General features: G+C 36.3%; 18 protein-coding genes. 12 read left to right on the forward strand and 6 right to left on the reverse strand.

Translation table 11 applies throughout. The annotated features are described in order from the left end of the window. Positions 1-104 precede the first annotated feature (104 nt). The 12 genes from I6760_RS09460 (at position 105) to dcuC (ending at position 14,150) form a co-directional block, all read left to right on the forward strand. Positions 105-410 carry a PTS sugar transporter subunit IIB gene (locus I6760_RS09460; RefSeq protein ID WP_196594195.1) on the forward strand — a complete coding sequence of 102 codons (306 nt, stop codon included), beginning with the start codon at positions 105-107 and terminating at the stop codon, positions 408-410. A gap of 18 nt (positions 411-428) precedes the next feature. After that, on the forward strand, positions 429-1,745 hold the full coding sequence (locus tag I6760_RS09465) for a PTS sugar transporter subunit IIC (protein WP_196594196.1): 1,317 nt from the start codon (positions 429-431) through the stop codon (positions 1,743-1,745). Between the two features lie 217 nt (positions 1,746-1,962). Further along, on the forward strand, positions 1,963-2,289 hold the full coding sequence (locus tag I6760_RS09470) for a PTS lactose/cellobiose transporter subunit IIA (RefSeq protein WP_196594197.1): 327 nt from the start codon (positions 1,963-1,965) through the stop codon (positions 2,287-2,289). Positions 2,290-2,303: 14 nt separating this feature from the next. Further along, entirely contained in the window at positions 2,304-3,752 is a 1,449-nt protein-coding gene (locus I6760_RS09475) for a glycoside hydrolase family 1 protein (protein ID WP_269140278.1), read from the forward strand. Positions 3,753-3,780: 28 nt separating this feature from the next. Then, positions 3,781-5,163, forward strand: coding sequence for a glycoside hydrolase family 26 protein (locus tag I6760_RS09480; protein WP_330997960.1), 1,383 nt, complete (start codon positions 3,781-3,783; stop codon positions 5,161-5,163). Between the two features lie 251 nt (positions 5,164-5,414). Next, positions 5,415-6,017, forward strand: a complete 603-nt coding sequence (locus I6760_RS09485) for a hypothetical protein (RefSeq protein ID WP_231036214.1) — start codon at positions 5,415-5,417, stop codon at positions 6,015-6,017. 1 nt (position 6,018) lies between these two features. Further along, entirely contained in the window at positions 6,019-8,700 is a 2,682-nt protein-coding gene (locus tag I6760_RS09490; protein ID WP_196594199.1) for a glycosyl hydrolase, read from the forward strand. Positions 8,701-8,882: 182 nt separating this feature from the next. Beyond that, positions 8,883-9,596 carry a GntR family transcriptional regulator gene (locus I6760_RS09495; protein WP_196594200.1) on the forward strand — a complete coding sequence of 238 codons (714 nt, stop codon included), beginning with the start codon at positions 8,883-8,885 and terminating at the stop codon, positions 9,594-9,596. 277 nt (positions 9,597-9,873) lie between these two features. Then, positions 9,874-10,542, forward strand: a complete 669-nt coding sequence (locus I6760_RS09500) for a GDSL-type esterase/lipase family protein (RefSeq protein WP_196594201.1) — start codon at positions 9,874-9,876, stop codon at positions 10,540-10,542. Between the two features lie 94 nt (positions 10,543-10,636). After that, a complete protein-coding gene (locus I6760_RS09505) occupies positions 10,637-11,347 on the forward strand; it encodes a GntR family transcriptional regulator (RefSeq protein ID WP_196594202.1) in 711 nt (236 codons plus the stop codon). Positions 11,348-11,542: 195 nt separating this feature from the next. Next, the gene (locus tag I6760_RS09510) at positions 11,543-12,784 is read left to right on the forward strand and encodes a M20 family metallo-hydrolase (RefSeq protein ID WP_196594203.1); all 1,242 of its coding nucleotides are present in this window, start codon (positions 11,543-11,545) and stop codon (positions 12,782-12,784) included. Between the two features lie 103 nt (positions 12,785-12,887). Further along, the gene (gene dcuC / locus I6760_RS09515; protein ID WP_231036216.1) at positions 12,888-14,150 is read left to right on the forward strand and encodes a C4-dicarboxylate transporter DcuC; all 1,263 of its coding nucleotides are present in this window, start codon (positions 12,888-12,890) and stop codon (positions 14,148-14,150) included. Positions 14,151-14,456: 306 nt separating this feature from the next. Here dcuC and I6760_RS09520 read toward each other — a convergent pair whose 3' ends face one another. The 6 genes from I6760_RS09520 to I6760_RS09545 are packed head-to-tail and all read right to left on the reverse strand — an operon-like array spanning position 14,457 to position 21,181. Then, the gene (locus I6760_RS09520) at positions 14,457-15,599 is read right to left on the reverse strand and encodes an iron-containing alcohol dehydrogenase (RefSeq protein WP_196594204.1); all 1,143 of its coding nucleotides are present in this window, start codon (positions 15,597-15,599) and stop codon (positions 14,457-14,459) included. Beyond that, positions 15,596-16,618: an NAD(P)-dependent oxidoreductase gene (locus I6760_RS09525; RefSeq protein WP_196594205.1), complete on the reverse strand. Its 1,023-nt coding sequence runs from the start codon at positions 16,616-16,618 to the stop codon at positions 15,596-15,598. The genes I6760_RS09520 and I6760_RS09525 overlap by 4 nt, the downstream gene beginning before the upstream one ends. A 20-nt stretch (positions 16,619-16,638) precedes the next feature. Further along, positions 16,639-17,922 carry an aspartate aminotransferase family protein gene (locus I6760_RS09530; protein WP_196594206.1) on the reverse strand — a complete coding sequence of 428 codons (1,284 nt, stop codon included), beginning with the start codon at positions 17,920-17,922 and terminating at the stop codon, positions 16,639-16,641. 54 nt (positions 17,923-17,976) lie between these two features. Next, a complete protein-coding gene (locus tag I6760_RS09535; protein WP_196594207.1) occupies positions 17,977-19,647 on the reverse strand; it encodes a M20/M25/M40 family metallo-hydrolase in 1,671 nt (556 codons plus the stop codon). Positions 19,648-19,669: 22 nt separating this feature from the next. Then, positions 19,670-20,323 (reverse strand): GntR family transcriptional regulator, encoded by a 654-nt coding sequence (locus I6760_RS09540; RefSeq protein ID WP_196594208.1) that lies wholly within the window; start codon positions 20,321-20,323, stop codon positions 19,670-19,672. A 21-nt stretch (positions 20,324-20,344) separates the two neighbouring features. Continuing rightward, a complete protein-coding gene (locus I6760_RS09545) occupies positions 20,345-21,181 on the reverse strand; it encodes a dimethylarginine dimethylaminohydrolase family protein (protein WP_196594209.1) in 837 nt (278 codons plus the stop codon). Between the last annotated feature and the right edge of the window lie 25 nt (positions 21,182-21,206).

Here is a 21,206-nt window from a genome sequence, read left to right on the forward strand (position 1 = left end):
AAAAAATATATAAAATGATATATCATTTTATTGACAAAAGATATATTTAATTTTATAATACGAGAAAGAAGGAAATAATTAAACAATATACAGGAGGACATAATATGAATATTTATTTAGTTTGTAATGCAGGAATGTCAACATCAATTTTAGTTAAGAAGATGCAGGATGAAGTTGCAAAACAAAATTTATCAGATGTGCATGTAGAAGCTTTTTCAGTAGAAATATTAGATGAAAAAGTAGCTACGGCAGATGTAGTTTTATTAGGACCTCAGATCCGCCATATGCTTGACGATGTAAAGAAAATAGTAAATGGAAAATGCCCGGTAGAAGTAATAGATATGAGAGATTATGGTATGATCAACGGGAAAAAGGTATTAGAAAAAGCATTAAAACTTGTAAAAAAATAATAGGGGGAATAGGAAACAATGAGCGGAACAGTAGTATCGGCTTTTGAAAAAATACTGATGCCAATAGCAGCGAAGATATCAAGTAACAAATATCTTTTGGCTATGAGAGATTCATTCTCAATGATATTACCTTTTATGATAGTAGGATCGTTTTTCGGTATCATAGAATGGGTGGTAATTGACCCTACAGGGACAATAATGGGGGCTAAAGGTTTAGGCCTTGGTGCTAAAATGACGGGCTTGACGGGAGATGCATATCTGGCATCTGCTTTTGTGGCAAAGTTAAAAAGTATCCAGGGACTATGTAATTTAGTTGTAACAATAGGCTTTGGTGTGTTTTCATTATTATTAGTAGCCGCTTTTTCTTATCGTTTAGGTGGTATATGGGGCGGAGATAAATTTTCTACAGCATTGGCTGGTATAGCGTCATTCCTAATAGTAACACCACAGCAAGTAGGAAAAACAGGCGGATTTAGTCTTGATTATTTTGGCAACAAAGGTGTACTATCAGCACTTATAGTAGCAACAGTAGCATCATGGGTATTTGTAAAACTATCCAAGAATAAAAAAATTCGCATAAATATGCCAGATACAGTACCACCGGCAGTTTCTCAGTCATTTGCAGTATTAGTACCAGTATTGATAACATTAGGTGGATTTGCAATATTTGCCGCGATTTTATCATGGTATGATGTTCCACCATTGAATGACCTTATATATAAAATAATACAGGCACCACTGATGGGATTCTCGCAAGGTTTAGGATTCTCTTTATTATATCAGTTTATAGTATGGTTCTTCTGGTGGTTTGGTATTCATGGACATAATGTAACAGCAGCAATTCAAAACACTGTGTATATGCCGGCTCAGTTAGCAAACCAGGCAGGAAGTGCATCATATATTTTCAGTAATGGTTTTTTTGAAGCAGGATTAATGCATGTAATGGGATTAGTAATAGCAATCTTTCTGTTTTCCAAGAAAGACAGTTGGAGAGCCGTAGCAAAACTAGGAGCACCGGCCATGCTGTTTAATATACAGGAACCATTAGCTTTTGGTATTCCAATAGTATTGAATCCAATACTTCTTGTACCGTATATACTGGCTCCATTGGCAAATACCGTAGTAGGCTGGCTGGCCATATCATCAGGGCTGGTACCGATATTTAAATATGTTGTACCATGGACAATGCCAATGTTTTTCTGCGCGACAATAGGAACAGGTTCAATAGCCGGAGGAATATTGCAGTTGGTATGGCTGGCAATGGATGTATGTATTTATGCCCCGTTTGTAATTGCCTCAAACAGGATAAAAGATGCTGAAGAGGCTGAGGAATAACCAGATATATTAAATTAAAGTAAAGAAAATAATATAAAGTAATTTTCAATCTTTTATTGTTTTTGTAAAATTCAGTTATTTAATATTATATAAAATATATTAAGCTATTAAAACGTTAACCAAAAGATGAATAGTCATATTCAGTAGGAATAAAAAGCTCCTATTTAGGAAATATGTCTTGTATTGCAAAAAAATTAATGATAGGAGAGTTTTATAAATGGATGAAAAAGTAACAGAACAATCAATGCAGCTCATATTGCATGCAGGTACAGGCAGATCAATGGTAATGGAAGCCGTGAAGGATTTATTGAAAACCGGTGATGTTGATGCAGCTCGTAAAAAAATTGAAGATGCAGGAAAAGAAATAGGCGAAGCACATAATATCCAGACAGCCTTGATGTCCGCCGAATGTGATGGTAAAGAAGTAGAAAAATCAATATTGTTAATACATGCACAAGATCATTTTATGTCAGCTTTAGTCGTACGTGATATGGGACAGTTAATGGTAAGTATGTATGAAACTATGTGTAAGAACAACAAATAAGATAGTTTATTGCTTTGCAGCTTGTTGCATTTGACAGAAGAAGAGGGAAAGAAAGGATACGTGAAATGAATTTGAAATATAAATTTCCGGCAAAATTTTGGTGGGGAGCAGCAACTTCAGGTCCGCAGTCAGAAGGACGTTTTTATAAGAAAAATGATAATGTTTTTGATTATTGGTATGACACAGAGCCACAGGATTTTTTTAATCGCGTAGGACCGAATGTAGCTTCTAATTTCTATAACAGTTATAAAGAAGACATCAGTATGATGAAACAGATTGGATTGAATTCTGTTCGCACATCTATCCAGTGGACACGCCTTATCAAGGATTTTGAAACAGCAGAAGTTGATGAAGACGCAGTATGTTTTTACAATAAGGTAATTGATGAGTTTTTAAAGCAGGGTATTTTACCAGTAATGAATCTGCATCATTTTGACTTGCCAGTAGAACTTTATAAAAAATATGGCGGCTGGGAATCGAAAAAAGTTGTTGATATGTTTGTACTTTTTGCTAAAAAATGTTTTGAACTTTTTGGCGATAGAGTGAAACATTGGGTTACCTTTAACGAACCAATGGTTATCGTTGAAGGGGAATACCTCTATCAATTTCATTATCCTAAACTCGTTGATGGCAAAAAAGCTGTACAAGTATTATATAACCTCAATTTAGCATCAGCTAAAGTAATAGAAGTTTTTCATAAAAGTGTGTGTGCCCAAAATGGCGGAGAAATAGGTATTGTTCTCAATCTTACACCTTCATATCCACGTTCGCAGGAAGAAAAAGATGTTAAAGCAGCTAATTTTGTAGAAGATTTCTTCAATCGTTCCTTTTTAGATACAGCAGTAAAAGGCAAATTTACTGAATCACTAGTTGAAACATTAAAAAAAGATAATGTTTTATGGGAATCAACTGATGAAGAATTGAAAACAATACATGACAATACAGTTGATTTTCTGGGAGTAAATTATTATCAGCCGCGTCGTGCCAAAGCTAAAGAAGAGCCTTTTGATGAATCAAAAGGCTGGATGCCTGATAAATATTTTGATGACTATAAACTGCCGGGCTGCCGTATGAACCCTTACCGCGGATGGGAAATATATCCTCAGGCAATTTATGATATAGCTATTAACATTCGTGATAACTATAATAATATTTCATGGTATCTTTCTGAAAATGGAATGGGAGTAGAAGGCGAAGAAAAATATATAAAAGAAGACGGCAGTATTGATGACCAATATCGTATAGACTTTTATGAAGAGCATCTTTCATGGCTTCACAAAGCTATTGAAGAAGGTTCAAACTGCTTTGGTTTTCATGCATGGACTCCTATAGATTGCTGGTCATGGTCAAATGCTTATAAGAATAGATATGGATATATTGCAGTAGACCTTGCAACACAGATAAAGACTATAAAAAAATCCGGTTATTGGATAAAGAAGGTTGCTGCGCAAAATGGATTTTAATTAATGATGAAAAAGAGGGGATCAAATCGTGAAGATAAAAATGTTATTGAAAACAGCTGCGATGTGCGCACTTATTAGTGCAGTATCTACAACTGCAGCTTTTGCGGCAAAAGCTGATGATTCAGCGTGGAAAGATCCTAACAGTAAAATTTATGTAGATAAAACAGCTGTACCGGATAATGCTAAAGCCAAGGCACAAACACCGACCGTTAAAGAACTTGCAGCAAAAGCACCCAAGACAATTATTTTGACTGATCCGAATGCTACATCTGAAACAGTAGGTCTTTATGAATATCTTGCAGCATTGGGAAAAACCGATTATGTGATTTATGGACATCAAAACGATGCACATCATAAAATGTTTCTTGTTGACAGTGGAACTAATTCTGATACAAAAGACATTACCGGTTCTTTATCAGGAATAGTAGGAATGGATGCACTTTCCCTTACCGGTTCAGAATTAAACCTGACTAAAGAAGAAAAAGCTAAAGGAATTACTTACGTTGATAAATTAGCTGATATAGCCATTAAAGCATCAAAACAAGGTGCTATAATAACATTATCCATGCATATGCCTAACTTTGATTTGGTAAAAAAACGTGGTATGAAAAATGGTAAATATGACTATATTGGTTATTCACCAAATGTCTTTACTGGTAATGTAGTAAAACGCATTGTACCGGGAGGCGATTTAAATGATGTATATACAGGATATCTTGATTTGATAGCTGATTTTGCTGCGAAACTGGAAAAAGCAGGTGTTCCTGTTATATATCGTCCGCTTCACGAACATAATGGTTTTTGGTTCTATTGGGGAGCAAAACATTGTACAGCAGATGAATTTATTAACCTCTATCGGTATACAGTTAAATATTTTCGTGATGTCAAGCATGTGCATAATTTCCTTTATGCTATTTCGCCAAATGGACCGTTCCACACTAATGCAGCATATCTTGACAGATATCCCGGTGATAGATATGTGGATATTATGGGTGTAGATACTTATGATGACAATCCTCCCGGGGGGACTAAAGATGATCCATGGTTCAAAGATTTTGCAGATACATTGAAAGTAGTTGGCACTGTAGCAAAGCTTCATCATAAGATCCCGGCTTTGACAGAAGTAGGTATTCGTGATGGTGGCAGTCTGGCTGTAGCTGATAACAAGAATAAAACATGGTTCAGTCAAATTTCTAAGATGGTTGGAAAAACGGATATGCCATATTTTATGGTATGGTCCAACTTTGAACGTGAACCACATAATTTTTTTGAACCATATATGGTAAGCAAGACCCGCGGCCATGAAATGATTAATGACTTTATAGATTATTATAATGAAAAGGATTCGATATTTGCCGATGGAATAACCAACTATCGTCAAATGCCGCAGCCAAACATTATTAATAAATAAATTTCAGTTTTATCCTTATAATCGAGGCTGTTACAATAAATACTTTATTGAAGTATTTATTGCAGCAGTCTCACTCCTCTTTTAAAAAATTGTTTAAGATCAGTGGAATACGACCACCATAATATTCACTATACTATGGTGGTATGACCGCTAGTCTGTAATGAGATAATTATTATTTATAATAAAAGAATATTAGGAATATTTAAAATAAACATATAGAAAGACTGGTGTATATGAATAAGAAAAAAATATTGAAAAAATTTGTGCCGCTGACACTTTCAGCAGCATTTTTGCTTGGCGGGATTATGGCTGTTCCTGTTTCGGCAGCTGCAAATACTACTCCTGTTACATGGGATTTTGCACAGGGAATGGGTGCATGGAAATTTAATGGACTTTGGAATTATGATGGAAAACCTGCAGTAACTTATGATACCTCTATTGGACAGGGAGCAATAAAGGTATCAGTTGACTTTTCCCAAAAATCAAAAGAAAGCTGGAGTGAAGTCAAAATTTCAGATGGAGCTGTAAATACAGCTACGCCGTTAAAACTAGATAATTGTAATTATCTGACATATGACTTCTACTATAATCCAGCAAAATTAGTCGTAGGATCTTTTAAAACTAAACTGTATATTAAATCGTCAAATGGACAGGAAGTAGTAAATGTATGCCCTGATATTGATACAGCTTCTGGTATAGATGTTCCGGGAACAAACTTAAAAAAAGTAAAAGTAAAAGTTCCCTTTAGCGCAGTAACAGCAGATGCCGTCGATCTTGAAATAAGTATTGTAGGAAGTTTTACAAATTATAAAGGCGATGTATATATAGATAATATTACATTAGGTCAAAAATAATATGAAGAAAAAATTATTGAGAAAAATCTTACCACTGACATTATCTACAAGTTTTCTATGGAACGGATTGCCAGCTGTAAATAGTATTTTACCAACAGATTTTATGGAACCAAACATTGTTCAGGCAGCTGGTATTTCTCCTAAAACATGGGATTTTTCACACAGTATTGGTTTATGGAATTATAGTGGAAAATGGGATTATAATGGGACACCAACTTTAGAATATGCCAAAACCGCTGGTGGATCGGCAAAACTTAGTATTGATTATTCGGAGCAGTCTGGTAAAAGCTGGAGTGAGGTAAAGCTAAAGACTAATGATATAAGCAGTAGCACCCCGTTCATATTAAATGGATATAACGTATTTTCCTATGATCTCTATTTTAATCCTCAGGCAATGACAGAAGGAACTTTTAAAACAAAGCTCTATATGAAATCAGATGCGGGTAAAGAAATAGTAAATAAATATGTAGATATTAATATGGCCGCAGCTAAATCTGTACCAGGAACTGACTTAAAAAAAATAACTGTTCATATCCCGTTTGCAATGGCAGATGCGAAAATTACTTATATGGAAATGAGTATAGTTGGCTGCAATACGAGTTATAAAGGTGATCTTTTTTTAAAAAATATTTCTTTCTCGCATGAAAAAATAAAAGACGGATATGTTAATAAAACAGCTATCGTCAGACCACAAAGTAAAGTAGAGTTTGCACAGCTGGACATTCCAGCAAAAGTCAACCTTGCTGACGGACGAGCAGATAAACGGGCAGCACAGCTATATGCTTATCTAAAAGGAATTGCTACTTCAGATAAAGTTTTATATGGTCATCAGAATGATATGCATAAGAAAGCAGGCAGAGGACCAAGTGATTCGGATACATATGATATAGTCAATGATTATCCCGCAGTTGTTGGAATAGATGGGTTGGCATTGACCGGCAGTGAACTTTCTCTTACTGATGCTGAGAAAGCAGCAGGCCTGACACTTATGGATAAGGCTGTTGCTATAAGTATAAAAGCTAATCAAAAGGGCGCAGTTATTACATTGTCATGTCATATGCCTAATTTTGCGGAAGTAGCCAAAAAGGGTAAAATTAATGGTAAATATGACTATTCCGGTTATTCTCCTAATGTGACAACAGGTGATGTGGTTTCCCGAATATTGCCAGGAGGCGATCTGAATTCTGTCTATAATGGTTATCTTGATATGATAGCGCAATATGGAAGCAGACTTCAAAATGCGGATATTCCTGTATTGTTTAGGCCTTTCCATGAATGTAATGGCAGCTGGTTTTGGTGGGGAGCAGCATTTTGTTCACCCAGTCAGTATAAAAATCTGTTTCGTTATACCGAAGAATATTTACGCGACAAAAAGGGACTGCATAACTTTTTATATGTTTATTCGCCAGGTGGACCTATTACGAGCGAAGCTGATTATATGACACGATATCCAGGCGATGCTTTTGTGGATATTACGGCATTCGATATGTATCACAAAGACCCACTAAAAAAAGACAATTGGATGAATTCGCTGGATGCCACTATGAATGTAGTACGACAATTTGCCAAGAATCATAATAAAGTGCCAGCTGTTTCAGAAGTGGGAATACTTGTAGGCAATAGTGCCATGGCAAAAACAGGAAATAAGCGACTAGATTGGTTTGACGAGGTGCTTAAAAATATTTCCCAAAGCGGCATGGCCTATTTTATGACATGGTCGAATTTTGACGAAACAAATTTTGATCAGCCTTATATGGTGGGTCCTAAACGCGGTCATGAAATGGTGAACCAGTTTGTTGATTTTTATAATAAACCACAGTCAATATTCGCATCCCAGATGCCGGATTATAGAACGCTAAAAATAGAAGAACAACCGGCTCAAAGTATTTATGGTTACATTACAACCCCAAACTCATATGAAAGAATTTGTAAACCCGAAATATTAAAAGCGCATATTTCAGGCAATGTAAATAAAGTTAGTTTTGTTTACAAAAAAGCTGATGGCTCGGTAATTGATACAGTTCAGGCTGTAAAAACCACTGATGGCATTTATAATGCAGATATAACTAAAAGTGAACTCAGCAAGATAGGCAGAACAATGGGAAGTATTCAGCTGCTTGTTAATAGTAAACCTGTTGACAGCGTAAAAGTATTATTCAATATTCCTAAACCACCAATAGATATTTCATTAGTAGATAACTTTGAAAGTTATTATGGTGACAATGGATTACTGCAGGCTGCTTATTCTACAAATAGTGGACCGGGGTCAAGCGTACGTCCTGCTTTGGCAGATGCAGCGGTGCAGCATAAAAATGGTAATGCAGGTCTTGCCTTTAATTATAAAATAGCTAAAGGCAGTTATGCTGGTATTATAAAAAATATGAAGGGAGTAGATTGGTCAAATTATAATGCTGTCCAATTTTGGATAGCTCCTGATGGAAAAGGACAGAATTTTATTATTCAGATAAATACAAATGGTGAAGATTTTGAAGTTAGTCTTTCTGCATTGACAAAAACGACAAAGCCTACGCTGGTAACAATACCATTCAGCCAGTTTAAAGGAAAACAAAATGGACAATTTGACAAAACAAATATACAACATTTTGCAATTTATTGTAATTCGTTGGGAGATAGCCCAGTTGAATCCACTATGTATTTTGACGATATAAGAGCCGTAAAATAAAGCCTATTATTTATCCAATACCTTTTGGGAAATATTATGTAATGTACCCAATAAAACCATTATCATAACAATGATTTTATTGGGTACAATTTTTTATTAAGATAGATATGACAAATAAATAATGTTGTTATATCAATATAAATTAAGTTATAATAATATAGTAAAGATGAGGTGAGAGCATTGTGGTTAAATATCAAAAAATAGCTGATGATATTCGAAAAAAGATAACAGATGGAAAATATATGCCAGGAGAACAGCTGGCACTGGAAAAAGAAATGTGTGATGATTATGGCGTAAGCAGAATCACTATTAAACGAGCTGTGGATGAATTGGTAAATTTGGGACTGGTAGTAAAAAGACGTGGTTCAGGTACATTTGTAAAATCTATTGAAGATGAAAATGATATTAAAGAATTAAGTATGGCTCGTCAATTTACCGGATTTTCTGAAACAAATCGGGGCCATAAGATTGGTACCGTTATAGTTAAATTTGAAATAGGACATCCAACAGAGGAAGTTGCTGCTAAATTGCAGATTACTACAGAAGACTTTGTATATGATATAATACGCGCCAGATCTTCTGATGATAAACCAATAGTTGTTGAATATACAAAGATGCCTATACAATTAATAGTGGGATTAAAAAAAGAACATCTTGAATCGTCTATTTATTCTTATATTCAAGATAAACTTCATTTTAAGATTCAGTCAGCCCATCGGACAATTCGTGCTGTTATGCCTACACCGCTGGAAAAAAAGTATCTCGACATTAAAGAAGTTTTACCATTATTAGAAGTTTCACAGGTTGCTTTTTTCGATGATGGAAGACCGTTTGAATATTCTGTTTCCCGACACAGGGGTGATAGGATTGCTTTTAAGACAGTGAGTATAAAGTAGTAAGTATACATTGTATTTATTAGGTCAAAAATAAGGAAACTACAGCATAAAGTGGCATCACTTCGTACTGTAGTTTTTTTTCGTAAACATTAATATGAATATAAGTAATATTAATATAAATAATATTAATATAAATAAAAGACATGTCATTTTATTGACAAAAGATATATTTAATTTTATAATACGATAAAGAAGAATAACTGATATTTATATAATGAAATAAAAAATAAAATAATATAAATATATGGATATATTTTATTAAAATGAGATGATTGTTATGCGAGAAGATATGAAATATAATCCCTGCTATTATCAATTGCGTGATTATATGGTCAATACAATGCAGAAAATAATAGCAGGAAATAAAACAGCCCAGCCGCATGGAGTAGTTTTTTTTGGCGATTCTATTACTGAATGGAATCCTATAAAAACCTATTACCCGGAAATAGTAAATAAATATAACTGCGGTATCTGTGGAGCAACTTCCGAATCGCTTCGCTGGATATGTGATGAAGCCGTTATTAAATACAAGCCTTCCGTAGTAGTAATGCTTATGGGAACTAATGATTTATCCAATACTGATGCCAGAAGTCCACGCCAGATAGCATGCAATGTTAAAATAATTATTGAGCTAATTACAAAGAATTTACCGGGAGTAAAGCTTTTGCTAATGGAAACTCTGCCTTGTGATGAACATAGAGAAGGAAAATTTGCCGGTAAATATATGCGATCCAATGGAAACATCTGTTTATTAAACAGAGAATATCAGGAGCTGACCAAACAATTTACTAATGTAAAAATAGTACACACTTATAAAGCCTTTTGGGATGAAAATAATAAGGGTATTTATAAAGACTTTACAACAGATGGTCTGCATTTAACGGAAAAAGGTTATCAATGTTTGGCTGACCAATTGAAACCGGTGCTTTTAGACAGCATAAAATAAAATTTATCCTACTGTTATAAAAAAAGATATTGTAAAATTACGCTATTGTTATATTGATCTTTTCAAATGACGGTTAAAACAGAGGGGAATAACAATGGTTAAATACCAACAGATTGCGAATGATCTTCGTAAAAAAATTGCTACAGGAGAATATGAACCGGGTAAACAGATATCGCTGGAAAAAGAAATGTGCGAACATTATGGAGTAAGCCGTATTACCGTTAAGCGTGCAGTAGATGAATTAGTCAATCAAGGTCTTATTGTTAAAAGACGTGGTTCAGGAACTTTTGTAAAATCAGTAGAAGATAGGGACATGAAAGCCCTGAGTATGTCCAGGCAGCTGGAAGGTTTTACCGAAAGTTATCATGGACAAAAAGTAACAGCTAAGATCATAAGATTTGCCATAGTTCATCCTACAGAAAAAATTGCCGTGAAACTGCTGCTGAAGACAGAAGACCTTGTTTATGATATTGTCCGCGTGCGTTATGCTGCTGCTGATCCAATAGTTATTGAGTACATGAATATGCCTGTCAAGATTATTCCTGGTATAAAAAAGAGCATTTTAAAAAAATCTATTTATAATTATATACAAAATGATTTAAAACTTAATATTCAGTCGGCCCATAGAAGAATTTGTGCTGTAATGCCCACAGACGATGAGAAAAAATATTTAAATATAGAAGGACTGTTGCCCTTACTGCAGATAGAGCAGGTAGCATTTTTGGATGACGGTAAACCATTTGAGTATTCTATATCTAAACATCGTGGTGATAAAATAGCATTTAAAACGGTAAGTATAGATTAAATTATATTATTTTTAGTTTCCATATTGACAAACATAAGAAGATTAATTATCATAATATAGTAAAAAGATATGCAGTGATGCAGAAAAATACATCATTGCATATTTTTTTATTTTAGATATAAATAAAGCTCCAATATTATTGGAAAACTTTTGAGAGCTATTTGTATAAGAAAAATATTATGATAAGGTGATAAAATGGCAGTGCAGACAAGAATGGCAGAGAATTTTGCTAAAATGCAGGAATTTTCTGCTGATGGTAAAGGTATAACCAGATTGGCTTTTTCTGATGAAGATTGGCAGGCCAGAACATTTATTATCAGTTTGCTGAAGCAGGCTGGATTGACGATACGCATTGATGATTTCGGCAACATAATTGGACGCAGGCAGGGAAAAAATCCGGCTGCCCCAGCTGTATTATGCGGATCGCATATAGACAGTGTCCCGCATGGCGGCAATTTTGATGGGGTGTTAGGTGTGTTGGGTGCTATCGAGGCCGTGAACTTAATGAATGAAAATAATTTCAAAAATTATAATCCGATAGATATAGTCGTATTTATGTGTGAAGAATCCAGCCGATTTGGAACCGCTACATTAGGCAGTAAAGCTGCATGTGGTAAATTGACTGTTCGGGATATGAAACAGTATAAAGATACTGATAATAAATCGTTATATGATATTTTACATTCCCGTGGCATAGAACCGGATAAAAGAAATAAAGTAATAGATTTAAAAAACTTGAAGGCATGCATAGAAATGCATATAGAGCAAGGTAAAGTATTGGAGAACATACATAAACCCATAGGGATAGTTACCGGGATTGCTGCGCCCACAAGAATAAAGCTTGAATTGCGGGGAAAGGCAGATCATTCCGGAGCTACACCAATGACAATGCGTAATGATGCCTTATGTGCAGCAGCTGAGATAATCCTATCAGTGGAAAATATTGCGTTAACATCGTTGCAGCCTGTAGTTGGAACCGTGGGAATAGCTAATGTTTCACCTAATGTCATGAATGTAATTCCTGGAGAAGTAGAACTGGGAATAGATATTCGCAGTATTTATGCCCAGGTTAAGACAAACACTGTAAGCACAGTAAAGAAGGCAATAGAAAAAATCAGCCAAAAAAGGAAAATACAGGTTTCACTTCATACACTGGCTGATGAACAGCCAGTAACGTTGGATGATTATGTAATAAACAGCATTGAAAATGTATGCCGAGAAGATAATATTGCTTATAATAAAATGCCAAGCGGTGCAGGTCATGACATGATGCATTTAGCTGAACATGCACCAACAGGCATGATATTTATTCCATGTCGTGATGGTATAAGTCACAATGCAGCAGAATGGGCAGATATGAAAGATATATTACGGGGAACAGATGTTTTGTATAAGACCCTGTGCAGTTTATCAGCAGCGGATAGCAGCATAAATTAATTTATCTCAATGGCAGATTTATTTAGCTTCCCGTGGTTAGGATTACAACTGTTCCTATTATAGTAGCAAATTATATTGATTAATATGAAAGGAAAGTTACTCTATGTCTACATTTATGGTTATTGTTGGTATTATTGTTATTATTTCGGTTATATACTTTATTCTAAAAGGATACGATGCACGTATCGTGCTTATTGGTGCAGGAATATTCATGAGCTGTATTGGCGGTGTTCCCATGGCATCACTTAATGCCTTTGCTAAAAGCATGACAAACTCAGGGCTTATAAAAGCCGTTTGTTCTGTAATGGGGTTTGCTATGGTAATACGTTTTACAGAATGTGATAAGCACTTAATAAATGCAATGGCGTTTGTCTTGAAAAATTTTCGGCCCCTATTGATTCCCGGTGTTATAGTATGTACTTATCTGGTAAATATAGCATTACCCAGTGCTTCGGGAACAGCTGCGGCAGCTGGTGCGATATTCATTCCATTGCTGATAGCCGGGGGAGTTCATCCAGCTATGGCTGCGGCAGCAGTAAAATGTGGTACTTATGGCAGTATGCTTAATCCGGGGCTGGCCCATAATCCCTTTGTGGCTAAAATTGCCGGAGTTAGTGTTATGGAGGTCATAGGCTACCATTATAAAGCAAATTTAGCTTCATTATTGGCAGCTACCGTAGTATTGACTGTACTAGCCTATGTGTTAAAAGAAGACAGAGGGTATATTTCTAAAAATTTGACTTTGGATGATAATTTTAAAGTAAATTTCTTTTATGCGATAATGCCAATACTGCCTATAGTAATATTGGTTCTTGGAGCAACACATGTAGTTCCTATTTTTAAAATGGGGGTACCACAGGCAATGATCATTGGAACATTGCTGACATTGCTTGTTACACGAACAAATCCTTCTAAATTGGGAAAAGTTTTTTTTGATGGAATGGGGCAGGCATATGGTTCCATTCTTGGTATAATTATTTCTGCCGGAGTATTTGTAGCCGGATTGACATCAATTGGCCTTGTAAAATTATTTATTACTGAGATGCTTAATAATCCTGCTATTGTAAAAGTGTGTGCAGCCGTTGGACCGTTTATTCTGGCAATATTAGTAGGCTCCGGTGATGCAGCTACATTTGCTTTTAATGAGGCAATAACACCACATGCCGCTGATTTTGGAATGACACCGCTGCAAATGGGGACTGCCGCAACACTCGCTGGCACACTGGGACGTACAATGTCACCAATTGCTGGGGCAACTATTATAGTTGCTGGGATAGCCGGGGTAAATCCAATGGAAATAGCCAAAAGGAACAGTCTGCCAATGATCATTGCGCTTATTGTTGGGATGTCTATTTTGCTTTACTAAAAGTAATTGATAAATTGATTGCATAGAATGTGCCCTTTGCCCGCTTATAAAAAGCAGACAAGGGGCATAATTAATATATAGCAATATATAGTTATTAATTTTATTGGTGGATTCATTACGATATAACAATATTATAAATTTAGATTAGTCATTATGTATGGTTAATATGCTATTTCTACTAATACGGAAAAGGCATGTATTCTGTCCGCTATTTTAAGGGCAGACAAAGGAATATAATACAAAAAGCTGATATAAAATCAGGGAATTTTATATCAGCTGGAAGAATGTATATTAATATGGAAAAAATTAGAAATCTACTTTTTCTCCATAATATACGCAGTGGACAAATTTTTTCATATCATCCATAGATACTTTTATTGGATTTACAGCAGTAGAACCGAGCATTGAATTTTCGGTAAGTGTAGCAAAATCCGCCTGGAAATCCTTTTCTGCCACACCGGCATCTTTAATACAGGCAGGAATACCAATTCTGCGGCCTAATTCGCGTACTTTTTCTATTATATCGCTGCCAACTGCTTTAGATAGGTTTTTGTATTTAGCGGCCACAGCAGCGTCCTTTTTATTGTAATCCATTGAGTAAGGAAGAATAACCGCATTGCCCAGACCGTGCGCCAGATTATATAATCCACCAAAGGCATGTGATACTCCATGCACCATTCCCAGACCGGCATTAGAAAATGACATACCGGCCATACATTGGAATGCATGTACTTTTTGGCGACTTTCCAGTGTTGCCTGTTCACAGGAAACTGGCAGCCATTCCAATATACCCTCGATAGCTTCTTTGGCCAGGGCATCAGTGAAATCATCACCATTGGTGTTTATATAGCTTTCTAATGCATGCGTCAAAGCATCCATACCAGTCTGTGCAGCTATATGTGCGGGCAGGCTCATCGTGATATTACCATCAATTATAGCAAGATCAGGACGCAGACATTCTGTTTTTATTGCTAATTTAAGATTTTTTTCTGGGTAAGTAATGACTGATACATGAGTTACTTCACTGGCGGTTCCAGAAGTAGAGGGAATAGCAATAAAATTAGTGCGGGTTCGTTCTGTTGGCAGTGATTTATCAAATACATTATCGAAATTAAGCTCAGGAAATTCATAAAAAAGTAATACCGCCTTTGCTGCATCCAAAGGGGAGCCGCCGCCTACAGCGATAAATGTTTCTGGCTTGAATTCTCTTGCCTCTTCAAGTGCCACCATTACTTGATCCTTAGTAGGATTCTTACTTATGCCGGAATGGATTTTCAGTTCACAGCCTGGTTTTTCCATATAAGTTTTTATTTTATCAATAACACCGGAGCGGAACATTGATTTGCCACCGGTGATTATCATGGCTTTTTTGTAGGATACTTGTTTTAAATATTCCAGTGAATTAGCACCGTTTATAATATTTTTGCCATGGAAACGCAGTACTTTCATACTTTGTTTACTCCTTTCTCCTTTAAAACAACAGATTTTATTTCTGGCCAATTTACGATTCTAAAAACCTGTTCATATTCTTTTTTTAAATAATGTGCTGCATTTTCACAGGAAATACGCTGTAAATCTTCTAATGATTCTCGGGAATAAAAAGCAGCATGGGGTGTTATAATAACGTTTTTTCTATTGGTCAGTTTGCAATCACTGAGGTCGGGATCTTCCTGACTCAGGACATCAAGTCCTGCACCGCGGATAATTCCTACGTCAAGCGCCCGGATAAGATCTTCTTCACAGACACATTCACCGCGGGCCGTATTTATGAACAATGGTCGCTTGATCATTTTTTCAAACTTACTTCTGGAAAAGAAATGATAATTTTCCTTAGTCTGCCGCATATGATTAGTTATGATATCAGCCTGTTCGCAAGCAGTATCAGCATCTACCAGTTCTATATGCAGCTTTTTGGCCATAGTTTCATCGGCGAACGGGTCAAAAGCCAGTATTCGCAGGCCAAAAGCAGAAGCCCGTTTAGCAACGGCCTGCCCTATTTTACCAAGTCCGAAAATGCACAAGGTCTTTCTGTTAAGTCTTTCCAAGGATATAGAATGATACTGCCAAAGACCTTTTTTATCCACATCGTCAATATAATGTTTAATCCCGCGGCTTAAAGATAGTATTAAAGCCATTGTATGGTCAGCTACTTCATTGGTACAGTATTCGGCAATAGGAATTATAGCAATACCGCGTTTGCTTGCTTCGTCATAATCAATAAAATTATATCCCGTAGAATTAAAACTTACGCATTTTAATTTAGGGGCATGGTCCATGACATCAGCATCTATATTTATAAAAGCTGTAAGCAGGGCATCAGCATCTTTTATTATACGGTAAAATTCATTTTTATCAGTATAACTATAAGTTTCTATTTGGACATCTGGCAGGTGTCGTTTTAATACCGCTTTTTCATAATCTAGATTTCTTGCTATGACATCAGGATAATCAGCAATTACGATTTTCATAACGTATTCCTTTCGCGATATTATTTATGCAATTCTTCAGCGAGCAACTCATCAAGTATATCTAGAGCAAAATCTATTTCTTTTTCTGTAACTATTGTCGGAGCGATAAAGCGAATTACGTTATGGTATGTTCCGCATAAAAGCAGGAGCAGACCCTTTTCCAAAGATTTTTCTTTTAATTTCGCTGCCAGTTGTGCATCAGGACTAGTATCTTCATGAATCATTTCCATCGCCAGCATAAGACCAATACCGCGTACATCGCCGATGACAGAAGGATATTTTTTTTGCAGATCCCCAAGTTTTTTCTTCATATAATTACCGGCTTTGACTGCATTATCGAGCATGCCATCGTTGATCAGTACATCAAGAGTGGCAAGACCAGCTGCACAGGCAACCGGATTACCGCCGAAGGTGCCGCCATGTGCGCCGGCCGGCCATTTTTCCATATATTTTTTTCTACCGACTACAGCACTGAGCGGGAATCCGGAAGCAATACTTTTAGCGAGAGTAAAAATATCAGGGCGTACACCAAAATTTTCATAGGCAAATAATTTGCCGGTACGCCCCATTCCTGTCTGTATTTCATCAAAAATAAGCATAATACCGTATTTATCACATACTTTGCGGATATATTGCACAAAATCAACCGGAGGAACGATATATCCGCCTTCACCTTGTATTGGTTCCATTATAATTGCTGCCACAGAATATGGGTCAATTAATGTTTCAAAGAGCTGTTCTAAGTGATCCATATATTCATGTGGACATTTGCCGGGTTCCTTTTTATACGGAGTACGGTATAAATTAGGATATTCCGTAAAATAAACACTAGGCAGCAGCCCTTCATAATTTTTACGATAGGCCGAGTTAGATGAAGTTAGTGAGATAGCCCCTAAAGTCCGGCCGTGGAAAGAACCACGGAAAGCAATTACAGCTGGACGCTGTGTTACATATTTGGCCAATTTTACAGCACCTTCATTGGCTTCAGCGCCACTGTTGCTGAAATAGACCATAGTATCACCGCCAGATAACTCTACGAGCCTTTCCGCTAACTTGACATAGCTTTCATAATAAACAACATTATGTCCGCCATGGATAAGAGAATCTATCTGTTCTTTTGCAGCTTTAACAACTTTGGGATGATTATGACCTATATTGCAGACAGCTACACCACTTGCAAAATCAAGGACTTTTCGTCCGTCTTCATCAGTGAGATAGCAACCTTCTCCTTTTATTACCCCCATAGTAGTAGCTCTTTTGGCTATCGGCGGCATAACTTTCATACATCTTTCATATAAACTCATATTTAAAACCTCTTTTGTTTAAATTAGCAGGACAGGTAAAACAACTTCAGGTCATTAAAACTTTAAGAAACTTTTGATAGTGTATTTAATGAAATCAGGTAATACACCAAAAGAATAAGGCATATATACACGTTCAGTCCATTTGTGGGCATCTTTGCCAAAGCAGCCATAATTAATGGCTGGGATACCAAGCTTTTTTATCTTTTTCAATGGCACGGGATGCAGTATACTGAATGCAGGAAAATTTTTCAACAGGGCATCAATAGAAGCATCATCATCATCAATAGTCAGATAACTGCTGTCTGATAAACTCTGGAAAAACTGTTTTATTTCATAATGTTCACCAGATTTTTCGGCAAAACCGGCAATAGTATCGCTGAGTTTGCCAAAGAGAGCATTTTGCTGTGGATCTTCTTCATGGATAGTATTGTGTGGGCAGTATGGGGCAGCGAAAAACAGGATAACAGCCGGATCATTTATTTTAGCAATATCACAGAGCTTTTGTGCCATCTGCAGCGGTATTTCTCGTTTATCCACATCTTTTTCCCCACAAGCAGTAACAATCTCATTAAGAAGACTATCAAGATCTCCAGCATAATTTTTACCAGCCAGGGTATATAGTTCATCATACGTGAGAACTTGCAGGTTATAGGCAAAAGGCTGATAATCAACGTGGGAAAGCTTGCAAAATGTTTTGTATTGGTTATTTAGATGATCTTGTACATTAACTAAAGCCTGCATGGCAGCTGACTTTAATTTATCAATAATTTTATTGATAGGCATATTATGAATGAAATAATTAAAATAAACAAAAGCTGAAACAGCAGTCTGGACATTATAAGAACTTTTCAGATCTTTCATTTTTAATACAGATGGAGGAAGAGTAAATTCACCCCGGTACTCATCGCAGAAATCGCAATTTAAATTAATAATACGGATAAGTTCTGCTGCTGTCAGGGAAGCATCAAAGCCTTCAAAGCACTGGCCAACGTGAGTTTCCTTACCATGAACATAAAAGCAGGGCAGGAGTTTGCCGACAGCACCTGTATATACATAGCGGGTATGATCATTAGGATATAAAGGACAAATATAGTCATTGTTGATAGCAAACAAATAATGGAGCTGTTCTTTTTCCTGCAGCATTGTCAAAACTTCGAGGCCGTCTATAATGCCAGTATGGATGTTTTCCTCCACCGGATTGAAAGACAGCAGAATATTGCCGCCAAAATTTGCAGCCTGTTCGCAGAATAAGCGAGCCAGTACAAGAAAGACCGCATCACCGGACTTCATATCACAGGCACCACGCCCGAATAGATAATCACCGGATTCAAGATCAGTCCTGACTTCATCACTTAGATTCATTTCAGACAGCTTTTCCATAAGCTTGTCAGGTGAAAACGCATATGGTTTTAAAGAGCCATAATCATCAACACCCACTGTATCAATATGACCATGCAGCAATATAGTATCTGCTGATTTTTCTTTTTCTCCACGTATCAGAGCAAAGACATTGCGGCGATCCAGTTTATCATTTTTTAACTTTTGGATTATTATTTGTTCAGGATGCTTTTGGAAATAAGGAAAGTCGCGCAAATATTTTTCAATAAAACAAGCAACATTCTTTTCACCTTCACCGGCTGAATTAATACTGGGAATAGCCACCAGCTGTTTTGTTAATTCAAGAATTTCCTTAGATAGATCAGATTTTGATTGTAGATTATTCAAATTAATCAACTGCCTTTTAAAATCAATGAATCAGCATACGGCGATCGACATTGGTAAGATGATTAGACATTGCTGTGACAGCTTGGGAAAAATCACTAGCCTCTATTGCATCAAGAACACACTTATGTTCTTTACTGGCAACCTGGCAGTATTTTGACAGAGTACCAGATAAAATTAAATAACGTTTGATGATCGTATTAACCCATTCAACCATTTCAGCCAAAAAGCTGTTATTGGTAAATCTGGCAATATTTACATGAAAGAGAAAGTCCATTTCGATATATTCCTCAAACTCATCAGCTGCAGCAGCTTCGCATCTTTTCTTGTCGAGCTTTTTCAGTTCATTGATTTGTTTTTTTGTTATATTATTTTCCAGAAGGGATACAGCTAATTCCTCCAAACAGCGGCGTACCTGAGTGACTTGCTGTACATCATGGGCAGTTATATTGGAAACTACTATACTGTTATTTGTGTTTACTGAGGCAATGTTTTCATGTACCAGCTTAATGAGAGCAGCCTTTATAGGAGTTCTGCTTATTTCAAGCTGGTCAGCAAGTTTTTCTTCTGCTAAAATTTCACCCGGTTTAAGCTCGTTTTTTATAATAGCACCCTTTATAATTTCATATGCCTGGTCAGAAAGTTTCTTGGTCTTTTTTACCGTTGCCAATTTGGACATTCAGATTTCCCCCGTGATTGTTTATTTTCTAAGTAGAGGAAAAGTCATACAATGCGGACCGCCGCCGGCTTTTACGATTTCATTTATATCCACTTCAATAACCTTTATACCGCGTTTATCAAGCTGCGTATTCACATATTCATTGCTCTTTAATGATATGACTCGTTTATTCCCCAGAGCTTCCACATTGCATCCCAGATGAAATACTTTTTCATCTGGAACATTAATGGTTTCAATGCCTTTTTTTTTCAAAAGCTGTAAAAAATCAGCAGGCAGAGCTTTTTGGTAAACTAAAGCTAATTTTTCATCAACTAAATTGAACAGCAGATCAAGATGTAAATAAGATTCATCGCAAGGAACAGGAACCACTTCATAGCCGTATTTAGAAATACCGGCTTTTATTTCTTCGATTCCTTTAGTATTAGTACGTGCTACCATACCAATAGCTAAAGTATTATCATCGAGAAAAGTGAAATCTCCACCCTCAAATAAGCCTTCCTTTACTTCGGCAATTAAGGGGATACCTAGCTCTTCCATTCTGTTGCGATAGGCTTCTCTCTCTAAAAAACGGATCGGTTCACGAAAATTGCCTAAAACATAACCTTCACGCAGGCAGCAGCCAAAATCACGTGAAAAAGTAGAATTAGGACGTTTTTCATCAGCGTCAAGCAGAATTGTTTCCACACCATTATCTTCATAGGCCTTAACCATTGCCAGATGCTCTTTTTCCATTATATCACGGCTCAATTTGGTACGCGACCACTGTTTGGCAATCTCATTTATGGGAGCCGCCTGCAGATAAGTAGGACGGCTCATTAACACTTTTTTTAATACTCCACTGGAATTTTTTACAAACATATTTATACTTCCTATCTAATTTATT

The sequence above is a fragment of the Pectinatus sottacetonis genome (genome assembly GCF_015732155.1).
In the GTDB taxonomy this organism is placed as follows: Bacteria; Bacillota; Negativicutes; order Selenomonadales; family Selenomonadaceae; genus Pectinatus; species Pectinatus sottacetonis.